Here is a 15503-nt window from a genome sequence, read left to right on the forward strand (position 1 = left end):
GCTTCATAGTGGCTCGATGCGCAGTCTCGCCTTCAACACAGCCTACTGGCTCCTGTCGATCGTCTACGCCTCGGCGGCGGCCTTCGCGGCCCTGGCGCCCGGCCGGGGCGCGACCAGCTGGATCATCCGCCGCTATGTGAAGCGCATGGTCCAGGCCATGCGGATTCTCGCCGGCATCCGCCTCCAGGTGCGCGGCCGCGAGCGGCTGCCGGCGGGCGCCTTCATCATCGCCTCCAAGCACCAGAGCTGGGGCGACGGCTTCGCGACCTACGACCAGTTCGACGACCTGGCCTTCGTCACGGGCGACCATCTGGAGAAATTCCCCCTGCTGGGCACGGTGCTGCGCAAGCTGGGGGCCATCGTGGTCAACAACTGCGGCGGTCGCGAAGCCCGCGATGCGCTGAAGCAGCGCTCGGCCGACGCCCACGCCGCAGGCCGCAGGATCCTGATCTATCCCGAGGGCAATCTGGCCAGGGTCGGCGAGAAATTCCGCTATCGCTCCGGGGTCTGGCACATGTACCGCGACTTCGACATGCCCGTGGTTCCCCTGGCCACCAACCTCGGCCTGTTCTGGCCGCAGGAGGAATTCCGCAAGAACCCAGGCGTGGCGACGCTGGAATTTCTCGATCCCATTCCGACGGGACTGGGCAAGGACGAGTTCCTGGCCCGGCTGGAGGCCGCGGTCGAGAGCAGGACATCGGAACTGATCGCCGAAGCCACGGGGCGACCCGTCACGCCGGCGGTGCGGGTGCTCGCCCCCGATGAGGCGGCGAAGGCGGCGAAACGGACGGCCGCTACGGCTTGATCTTCGGCTTTCGCGGCTTCTTCGCCGCCGCCTTGCGAAGGGCGGCGTCGATCGACTGCCGGGCCCAGTCGACGGCCTCGTCCGGATCGTCGAGCGCGCTTTCCGGCAGCGACCAGTAGGCCATCGCCATCACCTGCCCATCCTTCGTCGGATAGGTGAACTGTCGCGCCCCGGCGGCCTGCAGGACCGGCGCATTGACCTCGTCCGCCTTCAGCCAGACCACGCCGTCGTCCAGCAGGGCGAAGATCAGGCCGTGGGAATAGACCGCGGCCCCGCCGAACATCCGCCTGATCTCGATCGGACCCAGGGCCGCGAAATGCTCGCCCACCCATTCGCCGAAGTCTGGATCGTAAGCCATCAGGCGGCCGGAATGACCGCGCCGTCGTATTTGGCGGCGATGAAGTCCTTGACCGCCTGGCTGCGCAGCATGGCGGCCAGGGCCACGATCCGGGGGTCTTCGCGGTTGTCCGGCCGCGCCACCAGATAGTTCACATAGGGGCTGTCGGCGCCCTCCAGCGTCAGGGCGTCGGTGCGGGGCTTGAGCCCGGCGTCGAGGGCGTAGTTGGTGTTGATCACCGCCATGTCGACCTGGTCCAGCACCCGCGGCAGGGTCGCGGATTCCAGTTCCCGGAAACGCAGATTCCTGGGGTTTTCAACGATGTCGCGCAGCGTCTGCAGCGGATTGGCCGGATCTCTCAGCCGCACCAGTCCGGCCTTCTGCAGCAGGATCAGCGAGCGGCCGATCGAGGAAGCGTCATTGGGCACCGCCACCTCGGCCCCGTCGGGCAGCTGGTCCAGCGAGCGGAAGCGCCGCGAATAGGCGCCCAGCGGCTCGACATGCACTCCGGCCACGGTGATCAGGTCCGAACCGCGCGAGGCGTTGAACTCGTCGAGATAGGGCCTGGTCTGGAAATAGTTCACGTCCAGCCGGCGCTCCGCCAGCTGGGTGTTCGGCTGAACATAGTCGTTGAACACCTTGATCTCGATCCGGATTCCATCGGCCGCCAACAGCGGCTTGATATGCTCGAGGATCTCGGCGTGCGGCACCGCTGTCGCCCCGACGATCAGCGGCGCGTCGGCGTCGGCCGTCTTCGCGGGGCCCTGCCCGCAGGCGGCGAGCACCAGCGAGGCGGCGGCGAGGGTCAGGAGCGAACGGCGGATCATGGGCGAGTCTTTCGGGACGATCAGCGATGGGAAACGGCGGCGACCAGCCGGTCGCCGAGCATCTGGAGAAGCTGCACCAGCAGCAGCAGCAGCACGACGGTCACGACCATGACATCGGTCTGGAAGCGCTGGTAGCCGAAGCGGATGGCCAGGTCGCCCAGACCGCCCGCGCCGACCACGCCGGCCATGGCGGTGTAGGACACCAGGGCGATGGCGGTGACGGTGGCGCCGGCGACGATGCCGGGCATGGCCTCGGGCAGCAGGGCCCGGGTGACGATCTGGAAAGTCGATCCACCCATGGCCTGGGTCGCCTCGACCACCCCCTTGTCGACCTCGCGCAGGGCCGTCTCCACCAGGCGCGCATAGAAGGGCGCGGCGCCGACGACCAGCGGCGGAATGGCGCCGGCCACGCCCAGCGAGGTTCCCACCAGCAGCACCGTCACCGGCAGCATGACGATCAGCAGGATGATGAAGGGCACCGACCGCAGGATGTTGACGATCAGCGACAGCACGGCGTTCACCACCGGATTGGCCGCCAGCCGCCCCTTGCCCGACAGATAGAGCAGCACGCCCAGAGGCACGCCGAACAGCACGGTCAGGGCCATCGACCCGCCCAGCATCAGCAGGGTGTCCCGCGACGCCCGCGCGATTTCGGGCCAGTCGACGTTGGCGAAGAAGGCTTCCATCAGACCGCCTCCACCACCACGCCGCGCGCGGTCAGCTGCGCCACCGCCGCCTCGGCGTCGCCGCCGGTGAAGGCCACCACCAGCTGGCCGTAAGGCTCGCCCCGGATGCGGCTGATCCGGCCCGACAGGATCGAATAGTCCACGCCCACCGACCGCGCGACGCGGCTCAGTTCGGGCTCGTAGGTCGAGCCGCCGCGGAAGGTCAGTTTCGCCAGCACGCCGCCGGGAGGCGCGTCGGCCGTCTCGAACCCTTCCTCGCCCTCGGCCAGCATGGCGCGGGTCGCCGCGTGTCGCGGATGCAGGAAGACGTCGGCCGTCGCCCCCTCCTCCACCACCCGCCCGTCCTTCAGCACCGCCACCCGGTCGCAGACGCGGCGCACCACCTCCATCTGGTGGGTGATCAGAATGATGGTCAGGCCCAGATCCCGGTTCAGCTGGTCCAGCAGGGTCAGGATCTCGTCCGTCGTCTCGGGGTCCAGGGCGCTGGTCGCCTCGTCGCACAGCAGCACGCCCGGCTCGCAGGCCAGGGCCCGGGCGATACCCACCCGCTGCTTCTGCCCGCCCGACAGCTGCGCCGGATGCTTCCTCGCGTGCTCGGACAGGCCCAGTTGCTCCAGCAGATCGGCCACCCGCCGGTCCACCTCCGCCGCCGGCCGGCCTTCCAGCCGCAGCGGGAAGGCCACGTTCCCGGCGATGGTCTTCGCGTTCAGCAGGTTGAAATGCTGGAAGATCATGCCGATCCGCCGTCGCGCCGCGCGCAGCTCGGCCGGCGCCAGGGCCGTCATCTCGCGCCCGTCGACGGTCACCGTCCCGGCGTCCGGCCGCTCCAGCAGATTGATGGTCCGGATCAGGGTCGACTTGCCGGCCCCCGAGCGCCCGACCACGCCGAACACCTCGCCCGCCGCCACGGTCAGATCGACCGCGTCCAGCGCCACGCGCTCGCCCGCCGCGCTCCGGAAGCGCTTGGTGACCCCTTCCAGCCGGATCATCAGTCCGCTTCCAGCGCCTTTGCGGGAATGATGGTGACGCTCTCGCCGCAGCCGCAGGCGTCGGTCTGGTTCGGATTTCGGAACACGAATTTCGAGGCCAGCTTCGTCGTCTCGTAGTCGATCTCGGAGCCGATCAGGAACAGGATCGCCTTGGGGTCGATCAGGATGGTGACCCCCTTGTCCTCGACCACCTCGTCCAGCGGCTCGATCGTCTCGGCATAGGCGAAGGTGTATTCCTGCCCCGCGCAACCGCCGTTCTTCACCCCTACGCGCAGGGCGACATAGGGCTTCTCCGCCTTGGCCATGATGTCGCGCACGCGTTCTGCCGCGGCGTCTGTCAGGCTGACGGCCTTGGGGCGCGGGCGGCGCGGACGGGTGGTGGTCTGAAGCTCGGTCATGGCGTCCTCAGAACATGTTCAGGGCCAGCTTGGCCTCGTCGCTCATCTTCGACGCGTCCCAGGGGGGATCGAAGGTCAGTTCCGCCCTGGCCGACCGGACGCCCTCGACCTTCCTGACCGCTTCCTCGACCCAGCCGGGCATCTCGCCGGCCACCGGGCAGCCCGGCGCGGTCAGGGTCATCTCGATGGCCACGTCGCGGTCGTCGGACAGGTCGACCTTGTAGATCAGGCCCAGCTCATAGATGTCGACCGGGATCTCCGGGTCGTAGACCGACTTCAGCGCCTCGATGATGCCGTCCGTCATCCGGTCGATCTCGCCCTGCGACAGGGCGGCCTTCTGCGGCGCGTCCCAGGCCTCGGCGAAGGCCGCGCTGTCGGTAATTGGAGTCGTCGGATCGCTCATGCGAAGAACTCACGGGCCTTGATCAGGGCGTCGGCGAAGGCGTCGGCGTCCTCGAGGGTGTTATATAGGGCGAAGCTGGCGCGGGCGCTCGACGTCAGGCCGAACCTTTTGGCCAGCGGCTCGGCGCAGTGCAGGCCGGCCCGAACGGCGACGCCGTAGCGGTCCATCACCTGGGCGATGTCATGGGCGTGGGCGCCCTCGACGGTGAAGGTCAGGATGGCCCCCTTCCCCTCCGCCTCGCCGACGACCTTCAGCCAGTTGACGCCTTCCAGCCGCTTGCGCGCGTGGGCGTAGACGGCGCGCTCATGGGCGGCGACGGCGCCATGATCGAACCGCGACAGCCATTCGATGGCCGCGCCGAGACCGATGGCCTCGAGGATCGGCGGCGTCCCCGCCTCGAAACGGTGCGGCGGCTTCGCATAGGTGACCCGGTCCATGGCGACCGTCTCGATCATCTCGCCGCCGCCCTGGTACGGCGGCAGGGCCTCCAGCGCCTCGGCCGTCCCGTAAAGCGCCCCGATGCCCGTCGGACCGTACAGCTTGTGGCCGGTGAAGGCGTAGAAGTCGCAGCCGATGGCCTGCACGTCCGGCGCCGCATGCACCGCCCCCTGACAGCCGTCGATCAGCACCCTCGCCCCGGCCGCGTGCGCCATCTCCGTGATGGCCTGCACCGGATTGATCGTGCCCAGTACGTTCGACATGTGGGTCACCGCGACGACCCGGGTCCTCGGCCCCAGCAGGTCGGCATAGGCCGCCATGTCCAGCGACCCGTCGTCCAGCACCGGGATCCATTTGAGCACCGCCCCGCGGCGCTCGCGCAGCATGTGCCAGGGCACGATGTTGGAATGGTGCTCCATCTGGCTGACGATGATCTCGTCGCCGGGCTGGATGGACTGGCCGAGGCCGGCCGCCACAAGGTTGATCGCCTCGGTCCCGCCCTTGGTCCAGACGATGTTGGAGGCCGCCTCCGCATTGACGAACCGCGCCACGCTCTCGCGCGCGGCCTCGAAGGCTTCGGTCGTCTCATTGGCCAGGGTGTGCAGGCCGCGATGGACGTTGGCGTAGCTGCCTTCCATCGCCGCCGTCATGGCGTCGATCACCGCCCGCGGCTTCTGCGCCGAGGCGGCCGAGTCCAGATAGACCAGCGGCCGGCCGTTCACCTGTCGCGACAGGATCGGGAATTGAGCCCGCGCGGCATAGGGGTCAAAGGCGGTCACAGGCGATCCGTCAGCCATTCCCGAACCACCTCTCTCGCGCCCTCGTGCCCGATCCGGTCGACGACCTCGATCAGGAAGGCCTGGGTCAGCAGGGCCCGCGCCTCGTCGGCCGGCAGGCCGCGCTGCTGCATGTAGAACAGCGCCGCCTCGTCCAGATTGCCGACCGTGTTGCCGTGCGCGCACTGCACGTCGTCGGCGTAGATTTCCAGTTCCGGCTTGGCGTCCACCTCGGCCCGTTCGCCGAGGATCAGGGCGTGGTGGCCCATGCGCGCGTCGGTTCCGTCCGCCCCGCGCTCGACAACGATCTTGCCCTGGAAGACGCCGCGGGCGGTGTCGCGGACGACGCCCTTGGTCAGCTGGCTGGTCACGCCGTCGGCGGCCACGTGATCGACCACCGTCGTCAGGTCCGCCTGCCGCTCGCCCGCCAGCACATAGACTCCGTCCAGCCGCACGTCCGCGCCCCGGCCCCGGTGCGTCAGCTGCGTCTCCTGGCGCTGCAGCTTCGCGCCCGTCGTCAGAATGGTCTGGCGATAGAGGCCGCCCGCCTCGACCCGCACCTGCGCCTGGGTGATCGACACCGCGTCCGCCGGCTCGTCGGCCAGCACCACCCGCGTCACCTCGGCGCCGCGCGCCACGTCCAGCTCCAGCCGGTTGTGCGCTACATACGCCGAGCCGTGGCCCTCGTGGGTCTCCAGCAGCAGCAGCCTGGCCCCGGCCCGCACGGAGATGCGCGCGGTCAGGGCGTGGCCGGTCCCCTCCGCGCGCGAGATCAGGCGCAGACGCACGGTCTTGTCGCCGGAGACCGACATCGTAGTCTCGCCCACGGCCCGGCCGTTGACGAACACCATGGCCTCGCCGCCCAGCGACTCGAACGGCCCGCCGCCGACCAGCGGCACGGTCGCCGACGGCGAGGGCGCGGGCGCCTCGCGCAGATGACGGCGCAGATCCGAATATTTCCACGCCTCGACGCGCTTCGAGGGGAAGCTGGAGGCGTCCTTCAGATCGATGAGCGGAAGGGCGTTCACGCCGCCTCCAGTCCGTACTTGTCGTAGCCCTCGGCCTCGAGCAGATGCGCCAGTTCCGGACCGCCGGACGCCACGATCCGCCCGCCGGCCAGCACATGCACCCGGTCCGGTTTGATGTAGTCCAGCAGCCGCTGATAGTGGGTGATCACCAGCATGGCGCGATCGGGCGAACGCAGGGCGTTGACCCCGTCGGCCACGATCCGCAGGGCGTCGATGTCGAGCCCGGAATCCGTCTCGTCGAGGATCAGCAGCGACGGCTCCAGCAGGGCCATCTGCAGGATCTCCATCCGCTTCTTCTCGCCGCCCGAGAAGCCGACATTGAGCGGCCGCTTGAGCATGTCGAAATCCATCTTCAGCGCCATCGACGCCGCCCGGACCAGCTTCAGGAAGGCGGGCGCCGGGACCTCCTCCTCGCCGCGCGCGCGCTTCTGCGCGTTCAGCGCCGTGCGCACGAAGGTCAGGGCCGGGACGCCGGGAATCTCGATCGGATACTGGAACGACAGGAACACGCCCCTGGCCGCCCGCTCGGCAGGCTCCAGCGCCAGCAGGTCCTCGCCCTTCCACGACACCGACCCTTCGGTCGCCTCATAGCCGGGCCGCCCCGCCACGGCGTAGCCCAGCGTCGACTTGCCGGCCCCGTTCGGCCCCATGATGGCGTGCACCTCGCCCGCCGGAACGTCGAGCGTCAGCCCCTTGAGGATCGGCTTGTCGCCGACGGCGACGTGGAGGTTGGAGATGGAGAGCATCAGCGGGCGTACTTTTCTTCGTTCGTCATATGTAGCTTCAGCCGCGAGAGCTCCTCGTAGCCAAAGGTGAAGGCGTCATCGCCGACGTAGCATTCGAGCTGCGCCACACCGACGGGACCGGTTGAGTAGAAAAGAACTGTGCCGACGGTTCCGGCTGGCACCTCGTCCACCGCGGTCCCTACACCGCCATCGACCGGGATCGCTCGCGACAGGACGACGTCGTCGTAGCAACGAACAGCTCGACCATCGCTACCTGCGAAGGCGCCATCCTGCGTCCAGGTTTCGGACTCCATCTGGTCGCGGGGAAGTTTCGTCACCCCACGCTCCCTTCCAGCGAGATCGCCACCAGCTTCTGCGCCTCGACGGCGAACTCCATCGGCAGCTTCTGCATCACGTCGCGGACGAAGCCGTTGACCAGCAGGGCCACCGCCTCCTCCTGCGACAGGCCGCGCTGCTGGGCGTAGAATAGCTGGTCGTCCGACAGGCGCGTCGTCGTCGCCTCATGCTCCAGCTGGGCCGAGCCGTTGCGCGCCTCGATATAGGGCACGGTGTGGCTGCCGCAGTCCTTGCCGATCAGCAGGCTGTCGCACTGGGTGAAGTTGCGCACCCCGGTCGCCTTGGGATGCACCGACACCAGGCCGCGATAGGTCGAGTCCGACTTCCCCGCCGACACCGCCTTGGCGATGATCCGGCTTTTCGAATTCTTGCCCAGATGGATCATCTTGGTGCCGGTGTCGGCCTGCTGATGTCCGTTGGTGATGGCGATGGAATAGAACTCTCCCGAGCTCTCCTCGCCCTTCAGGATGCAGGACGGATATTTCCACGTCACCGCCGAGCCGGTCTCGACCTGGGTCCACGACACCTTCGACCGGTCGCCGCGGCAGTCGGCGCGCTTGGTGACGAAGTTGTAGATGCCGCCCTTGCCCTCGGCGTCGCCGGGGTACCAGTTCTGCACCGTCGAATATTTGATCTCGGCGTCGTCCAGGGCGACCAGCTCCACCACCGCCGCATGCAGCTGGTTCTCGTCACGCATCGGGGCGGTGCAGCCCTCCAGATAGGAGCAGTACGACCCCTTGTCGGCGATGATCAGGGTGCGTTCGAACTGGCCGGTCTGGCTCGCATTGATGCGGAAATAGGTCGACAGCTCCATCGGGCAGCGCACGCCCGGCGGGATGTAGACGAACGAGCCGTCGCTGAAGACGGCGCTGTTCAGGGCCGCGAAATAGTTGTCCGAGACCGGCACCACCGAGCCCAGATATTTGCGCACCAGCTCAGGATGTTCGCGCAAGGCCTCGGAAATTGGCATGAAAATCACCCCGACCTTGGCCAGTTCGGCCTTGAAGGTGGTGACCACCGAGACGCTGTCGAACACCGCGTCCACGGCATAGCGCGGCGCCCCCTCGACCCCCGCCAGCACCTCCTGCTCCTTCAGCGGAATGCCCAGCTTGGCGTAGACGGCCAGCAGCTCCGGATCGACTTCGTCGAGGCTCTTCGGCCCCTCCTTCTTCTTCGGCGCCGCGTAGTAGAACAGGTCCTGATAGTCGACCGGCGTGTATTTCACCGACGCCCAGGTGGGCTCCTCCATCGCCAGCCAGCGCTCATAGGCGGCCAGCCGCCATTCCAGCATCCACTCCGGCTCGCCTTTCTTCTCCGAAATGAACCGTACGATGTCGGCGTTCAGCCCGCGCGGGGCGTACTCGGTGTCGATGTCGCTGGTGAAGCCGTGCTCGTACTTCTCGAGGGCCGCGACCGCGTCGATGGTCTTCTGGACAGCGGCCATCAGGCGTCAACCTTCGCCCGCTCTGCGGTTCGCGCGCGGTGCTTCTCATACGCGGCGACCCAGGCGTCGGCGAAGCGGACCCAGTCCTCGCGCGTCGTGCCCCAGCCGCCCGAAACGCGCACGCCGCCGGTCGCCAGATGATCCAGCCCCATGGCCGAAATCGTCTTGGACGGCTTGGTCTTGCCCGAGGAACAGGCGCTGCCGGCCGAGACCATGACGCCCTGCAGGTCGAGGGTTATCAGTTGCTGCGGGCTGTCCCAGCCCTCGACGGCCATGAACAGGGTGTTGGGCAGGCGCTCGACCGCGCCGCCGATGATCGTGGCCCCCGCCGCCCTGACCTTCGCCTCGGCCGCGTCACGCCAGGCCGCATGGGCCATGGCGTCGGACAGGTCGCGGGCCGCGGAATCGGCCGCGACGCCGAAGCCCGCGATGCCGGGCACGTTCTCGGTTCCGGCGCGCAGGCCGCGCTCCTGTCCCGCCCCGTGCAAGGTGCGGATGACCGGAACGCCGTCCTTCGAGATCAGCGCGCCCACCCCCTGCGGCCCGCCCAGCTTGTGCGCCGACAGGGTCAGGGTGTCCGCGCCCAGCGCCCGCATGTCGACCGGGATCTTGCCCGCCGTCTGGATGGCGTCGACGTGCAGCCAGCCGCCGACCGCCTGCACCATCAGCGACGCCTCGGCGATCGGCTGGATCACCCCGCTCTCATTGTTCGCATGGTGGATCGCCACCAGCGCCCGGCCCGGACGGCCCAGCGTCACCGCCAGCCAGGCCAGATCGACCACGCCGTCGGCGTCGACCGGCAGGATCTCGACCGGCACGCCGCTGGCGTTCGCCGCCTCGGCCACGCACGGATGTTCGGTGGCGCTGACGATCAGCCGCTCGCAGCCGGCCGCGATGGCGCTGGCCACGGCCTGGGCGTTGGACTCCGTGCCGCCGCTGGAGAAGACCACCGCCGTCGGATCGGCCCCGACCAGATCGGCCACCCGCGCCCGGGCCGTTTCGACCCGCGCCCGCGCCCGCCGCCCCGCCGCATGGACAGCGTTGGGATTGCCGCCCTCCGCCAGGGCCTCGGCCATCGCAGCCTGGACCTCGGGCCGAACCAGACCCGATGCATTGTAATCCAGATACACGCCGCTCACGCCGCCACTCCCACTTCAGCATCCGTCGTCCGGCGCCGCGCGCCGGTGCGGTTCATCACCACGTCTTCCAGCGACACCGCGGCCAGATAGCGGTGGATCTCGTCGCCGAGGTCCTCCCACAGATTGTGGGTGATGCAGCGTTCGCCGGCCATCATGCAGCCCTTGGGCGAGGAATGGCCGATGCAGCGGGTGGCGCGGATCGGCTCGTCGACGGCCAGAACGATCTCGGCGATGACGGTGTCCCGCGCGCCCTTGGCCAGCCGGTATCCGCCGCCAGGCCCGCGCACGCTCTGCACCAGGCCGCTCTTGCGCAGCCGGGCGAACAGCTGCTCCAGATAGCTCAGGGAGATCTCCTGACGCGTGGCGATCTCGGCCAGCGAGACGGCCCGGACGACGCCGTCGGCCTGCCCGTTCCTGGCCAGATCGGCCATCGCCATCACGGCGTATCGTCCCTTGGTCGACAGACGCATCGCGCACCTTCAAAAATCGCGCGCTTTTCGAGGGTCCTGTGCTAGAACCCGCGCCTTCGCAAAGGCGTCGGCGCGCAAGCTGGACTTAGAAAGTCCTACCGCTGCGGTCAAGTATTACGCAGGTGCGAAACGACAGTTGAACACGGAATTCGCCGCACATGCCTGAAGTCATCCTGCCCGGCGCCTCCGGCCGCATCGAAGGCCGCTACTCCCCGGGCAAGCGCCCGAACGCGCCGATCGCCCTGATCCTGCATCCGCACCCCAAGGCGAACGGGCATATGAACAACCCGGTCACCGTGACCCTGTACCAGCTGTTCCAGAAGCGCGGCTTCGCGACGCTGCGCTACAACAGCCGCGGCGTGGGCAAGTCGCAGGGCGAGTTCGACTCGGGCATCGGCGAGCTGGCCGACGCGGCCACCGCCCTGGACTGGCTGCAGGCCAACAATCCCGGCGCCTCCCAGACCTGGGTCGCCGGCTACCAGTTCGGCGCCTATATCGGCATGCAGCTGCTGATGCGCCGGCCTGAGACCGACGGCTTCATCTCGGTCTCGCCGCCGTCCAACATGTACGACTTCAGCTTCCTGGCCCCCTGCCCGGCCTCGGGCCTGTTCCTGCACGGCACCGCCGACACCGTCGTCCCGCCGGTCGAGGTCGAGCGCGTGGTCAACAAGCTGCGCACCCAGAAGGGCATCGTCATCGATTACGAACTGGAAGAAGGCGCGACCCACTTCTGGCAGGACCACATCGACGCCGTCGAACGCCGCGTCGGCGCCTATCTGGACAAGCGGCTGGCCGAAAAGCCGGCGTAAGTCTCACATTTCCGCTCATCCCGGCGAAAGCCGGGACCCAGTCCTGTCCAGCTTGACGCTGGCGCTTTGGGATTGGCTGCTGTGCGCATTCAGATAGACCGCTCGCCCAAAGAACTGGGTCCCGGCTTTCGCCGGGATGAGCGGATATTTTGATACCTCAGTACAGCAGGAACGGTTTCCTGGCCGCTTCCCACGCCGCCTCGTCCGGCCCCGCCAGCGCCTCCAGATCGGCCGGCGTCGCCGCCGGGTCGTCGACCCATTCCCGCAGGCCCGGCCCGCCGTTGATCACGTCGATGGCCAGCTTGTCGAACACGTATTCGTACGGAAAGTCCCGCCACAGGGCATAGTCCGGATACAGCCGCCGGATCGCCTTGAAACCCAGCGCCTGCAGCCGCCACGGCTTGAAGGCGGCATGGTCATAGGCCGGGTCGTCGACATGGATCTGCACCCCGTTGCACAGGGTCCCGACGTGCTTGTGGAAGGTCGGCTCGAACCAGCAGTCGCGCAGCCGGCAGCCCGCCAGCCACTGCGGCGCGAAGGCCTGCATCTCCGCGATCACCGCCCGCGCGTCGATATCGGGCGCCCCGAACAGCTCCAGCGGGCGCGTCGTGCCACGGCCCTCCGACAGGGTCGTGCCCTCCAGCATCACCGTGCCCGCATAGGCCCGCGCCATCGACAGGTTGGCGGCGTTGGGGCTGGGGTTGATCCAGCTGCGCTCGCCGGTCGGCCAGCCGAAGCCCGGCCCCTGCTCCGGCGCCCAGCCCTCCATCTCGATGACGCGGTATTCCACATCCAGTTTGAAGTGGTCGATGAACCACCGACCCATCTCGCCCAGGGTCATGCCGTGCCGCATGGGCATCGGCCCGGCCCCGACGAAACTCTCCCAGCCCGGCAGCAGGGTCGTGCCCTCCACCGGCCGCCCCGCGGGATTGGGCCGGTCCAGCACCCACACCGCCTTGCCGTGCTTCGCCGACTCCTCGAGCACATAGAGCAGGGTCGTCACGAAGGTGTAGATGCGGCAGCCCAGGTCCTGCATGTCGACCAGCAGGACGTCGAACGTCCCCATCGCCTGGCCGCTGGGCCGGCGCGTCTCGCCGTACAGGCTGAACACCGGGATGCCGTGCCGCGGATCGGTGAAGTCCGGGCTCTCCATCATATTGTCCTGCAGGTTGCCCCGCATGCCGTGCTGCGGCCCGAACGCCGCCGTGACCTTCAGGTCCGGACAGGCCATCAGCGCGTCCAGCGAATGCGTCAGGTCCGCCGTCACCGAGGCCGGATGCCCCAACAGGGCGACCCGCCGGCCGCTCAGGGCCGCCCGCAACTCGGGTTCGGACAACAGGCGGTCGATGCCGAATTTCATGGCTTCCCCAGCACAGGCGACTTCAGGGCGAACGATTCCGGATGGTGGAAGTCCGGCTTATCCGATGGATGGTTGAGCGCCCAATATGTTTTCGCTCCGTCTGTGGTTTCGATCACGGCTGATAGCCCGATCGCCTCCACGTGTGGCCATTCGCGCCAGTTCAGGATCGCCGTCAGCTCGAACCCGTCTTCGGCTTCAACAAAGGTGATGCGGGCGTCGGCGACATTCAGGTTGGTCATGTCGGCGCGATAGCCGGCGAAGCCGTAGGCGGCCCAGGCCGTCGAGGGCGACAGGTTGAACTCGACATAGCTTCCATCCCCACGCCGCCCGAAGACCTCGCAACAGGTGTGTTTCCAGAGCTCGTCGCGGCGCCCGCCGCCTGCTGCGGGAAGGACGACGCCTGCGCTGAACCCCGACGCGCGGAACACGACATGGATCCACGAGCGTCCCTCCCAGTCGACCTCGACGTCAATCCGCCCCGCGGGCGGCTCAACCGTATCGGGGCATGGGACGAGGGCGCGCTCGAATTGCATGGCTTCTCGATAGCGCGGGTCGCTTCCCGGTCAAATGTCGAAACCTCCAACCCGGCGCCGCCTTGACCGCCTCGCCCTTCCAGTCCTATCCAAACTCCATGATCGCCGCCCGCGCCCTTTCCGGCCTGTATTACCGCCCGCTGAAATAGCGAGCGGCCGCGATCCTCTGCGCCGCACCTTCGCCGGCGCGCAAACTCCCATGACGCCCGCCGGCATCCCTGCTAACGGAGCCGCCATGAGCGACCAAGATTTCCAGTCCGACTTCCTGCGAACCCTCCAGGCGCGCGGCTACATCCATCAGATCACCCACCCGGCCGAGCTGGACGCCGCCGCGGCCGCCGGCGTGGTCACCGGCTACATCGGCTTCGACGCCACCGCCCCGTCGCTGCACGTCGGCAGCCTGATCCAGATCATGATGCTGCGCCGCCTGCAGCAGGCCGGAGGCAAGCCCATCGTCCTGATGGGCGGCGGCACCACCAAGGTCGGCGACCCGACCGGCAAGGACACCTCGCGGCCCCAGCTGACCGACGAAACCATCCAGTCGAACATCGCCTCGATCCGCACCGTGTTCGAGAAATTCCTCACCTTCGGCGACGGCCCGACCGACGCCGTCATGCTGGACAACGACCAGTGGCTGTCGACCTACGGCTACATCCAGTTCCTGCGCGAATACGGCACGCATTTCACGGTCAACCGGATGCTGGCCTTCGACTCGGTCAAGCTGCGCCTTGAGCGCGAACAGCCGATGACCTTCCTCGAGTTCAACTACATGCTGATGCAGTCGGTGGACTTCCTCGAGCTCAACCGCGCCCGGAACTGCACCCTGCAGATGGGCGGCTCGGACCAGTGGGGCAACATCGTCTCGGGCGTCGACCTGGTGCGCCGCGTCGACCACAAGGCCGCCTTCGGCCTGACCACCCCCCTGCTGACCACGGCTTCGGGCGGCAAGATGGGCAAGACCGCACAGGGCGCGGTGTGGCTGAACGCCGAACAGCTGAGCCCGTACGACTACTGGCAGTTCTGGCGCAACGTCGACGACGCCGACGTGGGCAAATTCCTGCGCCTGTTCACCGACCTGCCGCTGGATGAGATCGCCCGACTTGAGGCGCTCGAAGGCGCCGGCATCAACGACGCCAAGAAGACGCTCGCCGACGCCGCCACGACCATGCTGCACGGCGCCGATGCGGCCTCCCACGCCCGCAGCGCGGCCGAGGCGGCCTTCGAACAGGGCAGGCTGTCCGTCGACCTGCCGACCGTCGAACTGCCGCGCGACGAGGTCATCGGCGCCATGATCGCCGCCGTGACGACGAAGGCCGGCCTGACCGCTTCCAACGGCGAGGCCCGCCGCCTCGCCCAGGGCGGCGGCCTGCGTCTGAACGACGAGGCCATCGCCGACGGCGCCCGCCTGATCGAGGCCGGCGACGTCAACGCCGAGGGGGTGCTCAAGCTGGCCGCCGGCAAGAAGAAGATCGTGCTGGTGCGCCCGATTTAACCCCGCCGTCACCCTGGGGCTTGACCCGAGGGTCAGACGGTCCGGCGCCCGGTCGCAGGTCAGCGCGCCACGACCGGAGGGCCATCCCGGACGCACAGTCCGCATCAGCATCTGATCCTCGGGTCGAGCCCGAGGATGACGGAGTGAAATGAAATCAGGGGCGGCGCCGCAGGGCGACGCCCCTTTTCCTTGCGCGTCGCATTTCTGTCGTGATTGACGGAACGCAGTATGTGTCTCACCGCGCACAGACGGCGTCATGTGACGGCCGCCTATGGAACAGACGAAGGCGTCACCTATTTAAGCATTCGCTGGATGGGGCTGATGATCCAACCGGTCATCACATCTAGGAGTTAATAAGAAACAATGCGTAACATTCTTCTCGCCGCTGTCGCCGTCTCCGTAATCGCCGCGCCGGCTTTTGCTCAAACCAATCCCGAACCGCGTGGTTACGGATCGCTGGGTTACACTCATCTTGAAGGCGACAATG

General features: G+C 68.0%; 18 protein-coding genes. 3 read left to right on the forward strand and 15 right to left on the reverse strand.

Annotated elements, in window-relative coordinates; translation table 11 throughout:
• The first annotated feature begins 16 nt into the window (after window positions 1-16).
• The gene (locus Q8Q71_RS15990) at window positions 17-805 is read left to right on the forward strand and encodes a 1-acyl-sn-glycerol-3-phosphate acyltransferase (protein WP_305760588.1); all 789 of its coding nucleotides are present in this window, start codon (window positions 17-19) and stop codon (window positions 803-805) included.
• Here Q8Q71_RS15990 and Q8Q71_RS15995 read toward each other — a convergent pair.
• The 13 genes from Q8Q71_RS15995 to Q8Q71_RS16055 all read right to left on the reverse strand — a co-directional run bounded on the left by Q8Q71_RS15995 (window position 795) and on the right by Q8Q71_RS16055 (window position 10822).
• The gene (locus Q8Q71_RS15995; RefSeq protein WP_305760589.1) at window positions 795-1163 is read right to left on the reverse strand and encodes a TfoX/Sxy family protein; all 369 of its coding nucleotides are present in this window, start codon (window positions 1161-1163) and stop codon (window positions 795-797) included. The genes Q8Q71_RS15990 and Q8Q71_RS15995 overlap by 11 nt on opposite strands.
• Complete coding sequence (locus Q8Q71_RS16000; protein ID WP_305760590.1) at window positions 1163-1969, reverse strand: MetQ/NlpA family ABC transporter substrate-binding protein; 807 nt, start codon at window positions 1967-1969, stop codon at window positions 1163-1165. Before Q8Q71_RS16000 ends, Q8Q71_RS15995 begins: the two co-directional genes overlap by 1 nt.
• 20 nt (window positions 1970-1989) lie before the next feature.
• Window positions 1990-2655, reverse strand: a complete 666-nt coding sequence (locus Q8Q71_RS16005) for a methionine ABC transporter permease (protein WP_305760591.1) — start codon at window positions 2653-2655, stop codon at window positions 1990-1992.
• The gene (locus tag Q8Q71_RS16010; RefSeq protein ID WP_305760592.1) at window positions 2655-3644 is read right to left on the reverse strand and encodes a methionine ABC transporter ATP-binding protein; all 990 of its coding nucleotides are present in this window, start codon (window positions 3642-3644) and stop codon (window positions 2655-2657) included. The genes Q8Q71_RS16005 and Q8Q71_RS16010 overlap by 1 nt, the downstream gene beginning before the upstream one ends.
• Window positions 3644-4042, reverse strand: coding sequence for an iron-sulfur cluster assembly accessory protein (locus Q8Q71_RS16015; RefSeq protein WP_305760593.1), 399 nt, complete (start codon window positions 4040-4042; stop codon window positions 3644-3646). The genes Q8Q71_RS16010 and Q8Q71_RS16015 overlap by 1 nt, the downstream gene beginning before the upstream one ends.
• Window positions 4043-4049: 7 nt before the next feature.
• Window positions 4050-4346 (reverse strand): SUF system Fe-S cluster assembly protein, encoded by a 297-nt coding sequence (locus tag Q8Q71_RS16020; protein WP_305760608.1) that lies wholly within the window; start codon window positions 4344-4346, stop codon window positions 4050-4052.
• 95 nt (window positions 4347-4441) lie between these two features.
• Window positions 4442-5680 (reverse strand): aminotransferase class V-fold PLP-dependent enzyme, encoded by a 1239-nt coding sequence (locus tag Q8Q71_RS16025; protein ID WP_305760594.1) that lies wholly within the window; start codon window positions 5678-5680, stop codon window positions 4442-4444.
• The gene (gene sufD, locus Q8Q71_RS16030) at window positions 5659-6687 is read right to left on the reverse strand and encodes a Fe-S cluster assembly protein SufD (protein ID WP_305760595.1); all 1029 of its coding nucleotides are present in this window, start codon (window positions 6685-6687) and stop codon (window positions 5659-5661) included. Before sufD ends, Q8Q71_RS16025 begins: the two co-directional genes overlap by 22 nt.
• Window positions 6684-7433 (reverse strand): Fe-S cluster assembly ATPase SufC, encoded by a 750-nt coding sequence (sufC, locus tag Q8Q71_RS16035; RefSeq protein ID WP_305760596.1) that lies wholly within the window; start codon window positions 7431-7433, stop codon window positions 6684-6686. The genes sufD and sufC overlap by 4 nt, the downstream gene beginning before the upstream one ends.
• Window positions 7433-7750, reverse strand: coding sequence for a hypothetical protein (locus Q8Q71_RS16040; protein ID WP_305760597.1), 318 nt, complete (start codon window positions 7748-7750; stop codon window positions 7433-7435). The genes sufC and Q8Q71_RS16040 overlap by 1 nt, the downstream gene beginning before the upstream one ends.
• A complete protein-coding gene (gene sufB / locus Q8Q71_RS16045; protein ID WP_305760598.1) occupies window positions 7747-9213 on the reverse strand; it encodes a Fe-S cluster assembly protein SufB in 1467 nt (488 codons plus the stop codon). The genes Q8Q71_RS16040 and sufB overlap by 4 nt, the downstream gene beginning before the upstream one ends.
• Window positions 9213-10352, reverse strand: coding sequence for a cysteine desulfurase family protein (locus tag Q8Q71_RS16050; protein ID WP_305760599.1), 1140 nt, complete (start codon window positions 10350-10352; stop codon window positions 9213-9215). The genes sufB and Q8Q71_RS16050 overlap by 1 nt, the downstream gene beginning before the upstream one ends.
• A complete protein-coding gene (locus Q8Q71_RS16055) occupies window positions 10349-10822 on the reverse strand; it encodes an Rrf2 family transcriptional regulator (protein ID WP_305760600.1) in 474 nt (157 codons plus the stop codon). Before Q8Q71_RS16055 ends, Q8Q71_RS16050 begins: the two co-directional genes overlap by 4 nt.
• A gap of 158 nt (window positions 10823-10980) precedes the next feature.
• On the opposite strand from Q8Q71_RS16055, the gene Q8Q71_RS16060 reads away from it, so the two are divergent.
• Complete coding sequence (locus tag Q8Q71_RS16060) at window positions 10981-11631, forward strand: alpha/beta hydrolase (RefSeq protein ID WP_305760601.1); 651 nt, start codon at window positions 10981-10983, stop codon at window positions 11629-11631.
• 157 nt (window positions 11632-11788) lie between these two features.
• On the opposite strand, the gene Q8Q71_RS16065 is transcribed toward Q8Q71_RS16060, so the two are convergent.
• Together Q8Q71_RS16065 and Q8Q71_RS16070 are read right to left on the reverse strand one after the other, a co-directional pair.
• Window positions 11789-12991: a DUF1343 domain-containing protein gene (locus tag Q8Q71_RS16065; RefSeq protein WP_305760602.1), complete on the reverse strand. Its 1203-nt coding sequence runs from the start codon at window positions 12989-12991 to the stop codon at window positions 11789-11791.
• Window positions 12988-13524 (reverse strand): DOMON-like domain-containing protein, encoded by a 537-nt coding sequence (locus Q8Q71_RS16070; protein WP_305760603.1) that lies wholly within the window; start codon window positions 13522-13524, stop codon window positions 12988-12990. Before Q8Q71_RS16070 ends, Q8Q71_RS16065 begins: the two co-directional genes overlap by 4 nt.
• Before the next feature lie 199 nt (window positions 13525-13723).
• Between Q8Q71_RS16070 and tyrS the strand changes: the two genes are divergently transcribed.
• A complete protein-coding gene (tyrS, locus tag Q8Q71_RS16075) occupies window positions 13724-15016 on the forward strand; it encodes a tyrosine--tRNA ligase (RefSeq protein WP_305760604.1) in 1293 nt (430 codons plus the stop codon).
• The last annotated feature ends 487 nt before the right edge of the window (window positions 15017-15503 follow it).

This window comes from Brevundimonas sp., assembly GCF_030704825.1.
In the GTDB taxonomy this organism is placed as follows: Bacteria; Pseudomonadota; Alphaproteobacteria; order Caulobacterales; family Caulobacteraceae; genus Brevundimonas.

Bases quoted from the DNA above. Each gene is read 5' to 3' on its own strand.
- tyrS (WP_305760604.1), top strand. From the start codon at position 13,724: ATGACGCCCGCCGGCATCCCTGCTAACGGAGCCGCCATGAGCGACCAA.
- Q8Q71_RS16000 (WP_305760590.1), bottom strand. From the start codon at position 1,969: ATGATCCGCCGTTCGCTCCTGACCCTCGCCGCCGCCTCGCTGGTGCTC.
- Q8Q71_RS16025 (WP_305760594.1), bottom strand. From the start codon at position 5,680: ATGGCTGACGGATCGCCTGTGACCGCCTTTGACCCCTATGCCGCGCGG.
- Q8Q71_RS16020 (WP_305760608.1), bottom strand. From the start codon at position 4,346: ATGACGGACGGCATCATCGAGGCGCTGAAGTCGGTCTACGACCCGGAG.
- Q8Q71_RS16070 (WP_305760603.1), bottom strand. From the start codon at position 13,524: ATGCAATTCGAGCGCGCCCTCGTCCCATGCCCCGATACGGTTGAGCCG.
- Q8Q71_RS15995 (WP_305760589.1), bottom strand. From the start codon at position 1,163: ATGGCTTACGATCCAGACTTCGGCGAATGGGTGGGCGAGCATTTCGCG.
- Q8Q71_RS16010 (WP_305760592.1), bottom strand. From the start codon at position 3,644: ATGATCCGGCTGGAAGGGGTCACCAAGCGCTTCCGGAGCGCGGCGGGC.
- Q8Q71_RS15990 (WP_305760588.1), top strand. From the start codon at position 17: ATGCGCAGTCTCGCCTTCAACACAGCCTACTGGCTCCTGTCGATCGTC.
- Q8Q71_RS16060 (WP_305760601.1), top strand. From the start codon at position 10,981: ATGCCTGAAGTCATCCTGCCCGGCGCCTCCGGCCGCATCGAAGGCCGC.
- sufC (WP_305760596.1), bottom strand. From the start codon at position 7,433: ATGCTCTCCATCTCCAACCTCCACGTCGCCGTCGGCGACAAGCCGATC.
- Q8Q71_RS16005 (WP_305760591.1), bottom strand. From the start codon at position 2,655: ATGGAAGCCTTCTTCGCCAACGTCGACTGGCCCGAAATCGCGCGGGCG.
- Q8Q71_RS16015 (WP_305760593.1), bottom strand. From the start codon at position 4,042: ATGACCGAGCTTCAGACCACCACCCGTCCGCGCCGCCCGCGCCCCAAG.
- Q8Q71_RS16065 (WP_305760602.1), bottom strand. From the start codon at position 12,991: ATGAAATTCGGCATCGACCGCCTGTTGTCCGAACCCGAGTTGCGGGCG.
- Q8Q71_RS16055 (WP_305760600.1), bottom strand. From the start codon at position 10,822: ATGCGTCTGTCGACCAAGGGACGATACGCCGTGATGGCGATGGCCGAT.
- sufB (WP_305760598.1), bottom strand. From the start codon at position 9,213: ATGGCCGCTGTCCAGAAGACCATCGACGCGGTCGCGGCCCTCGAGAAG.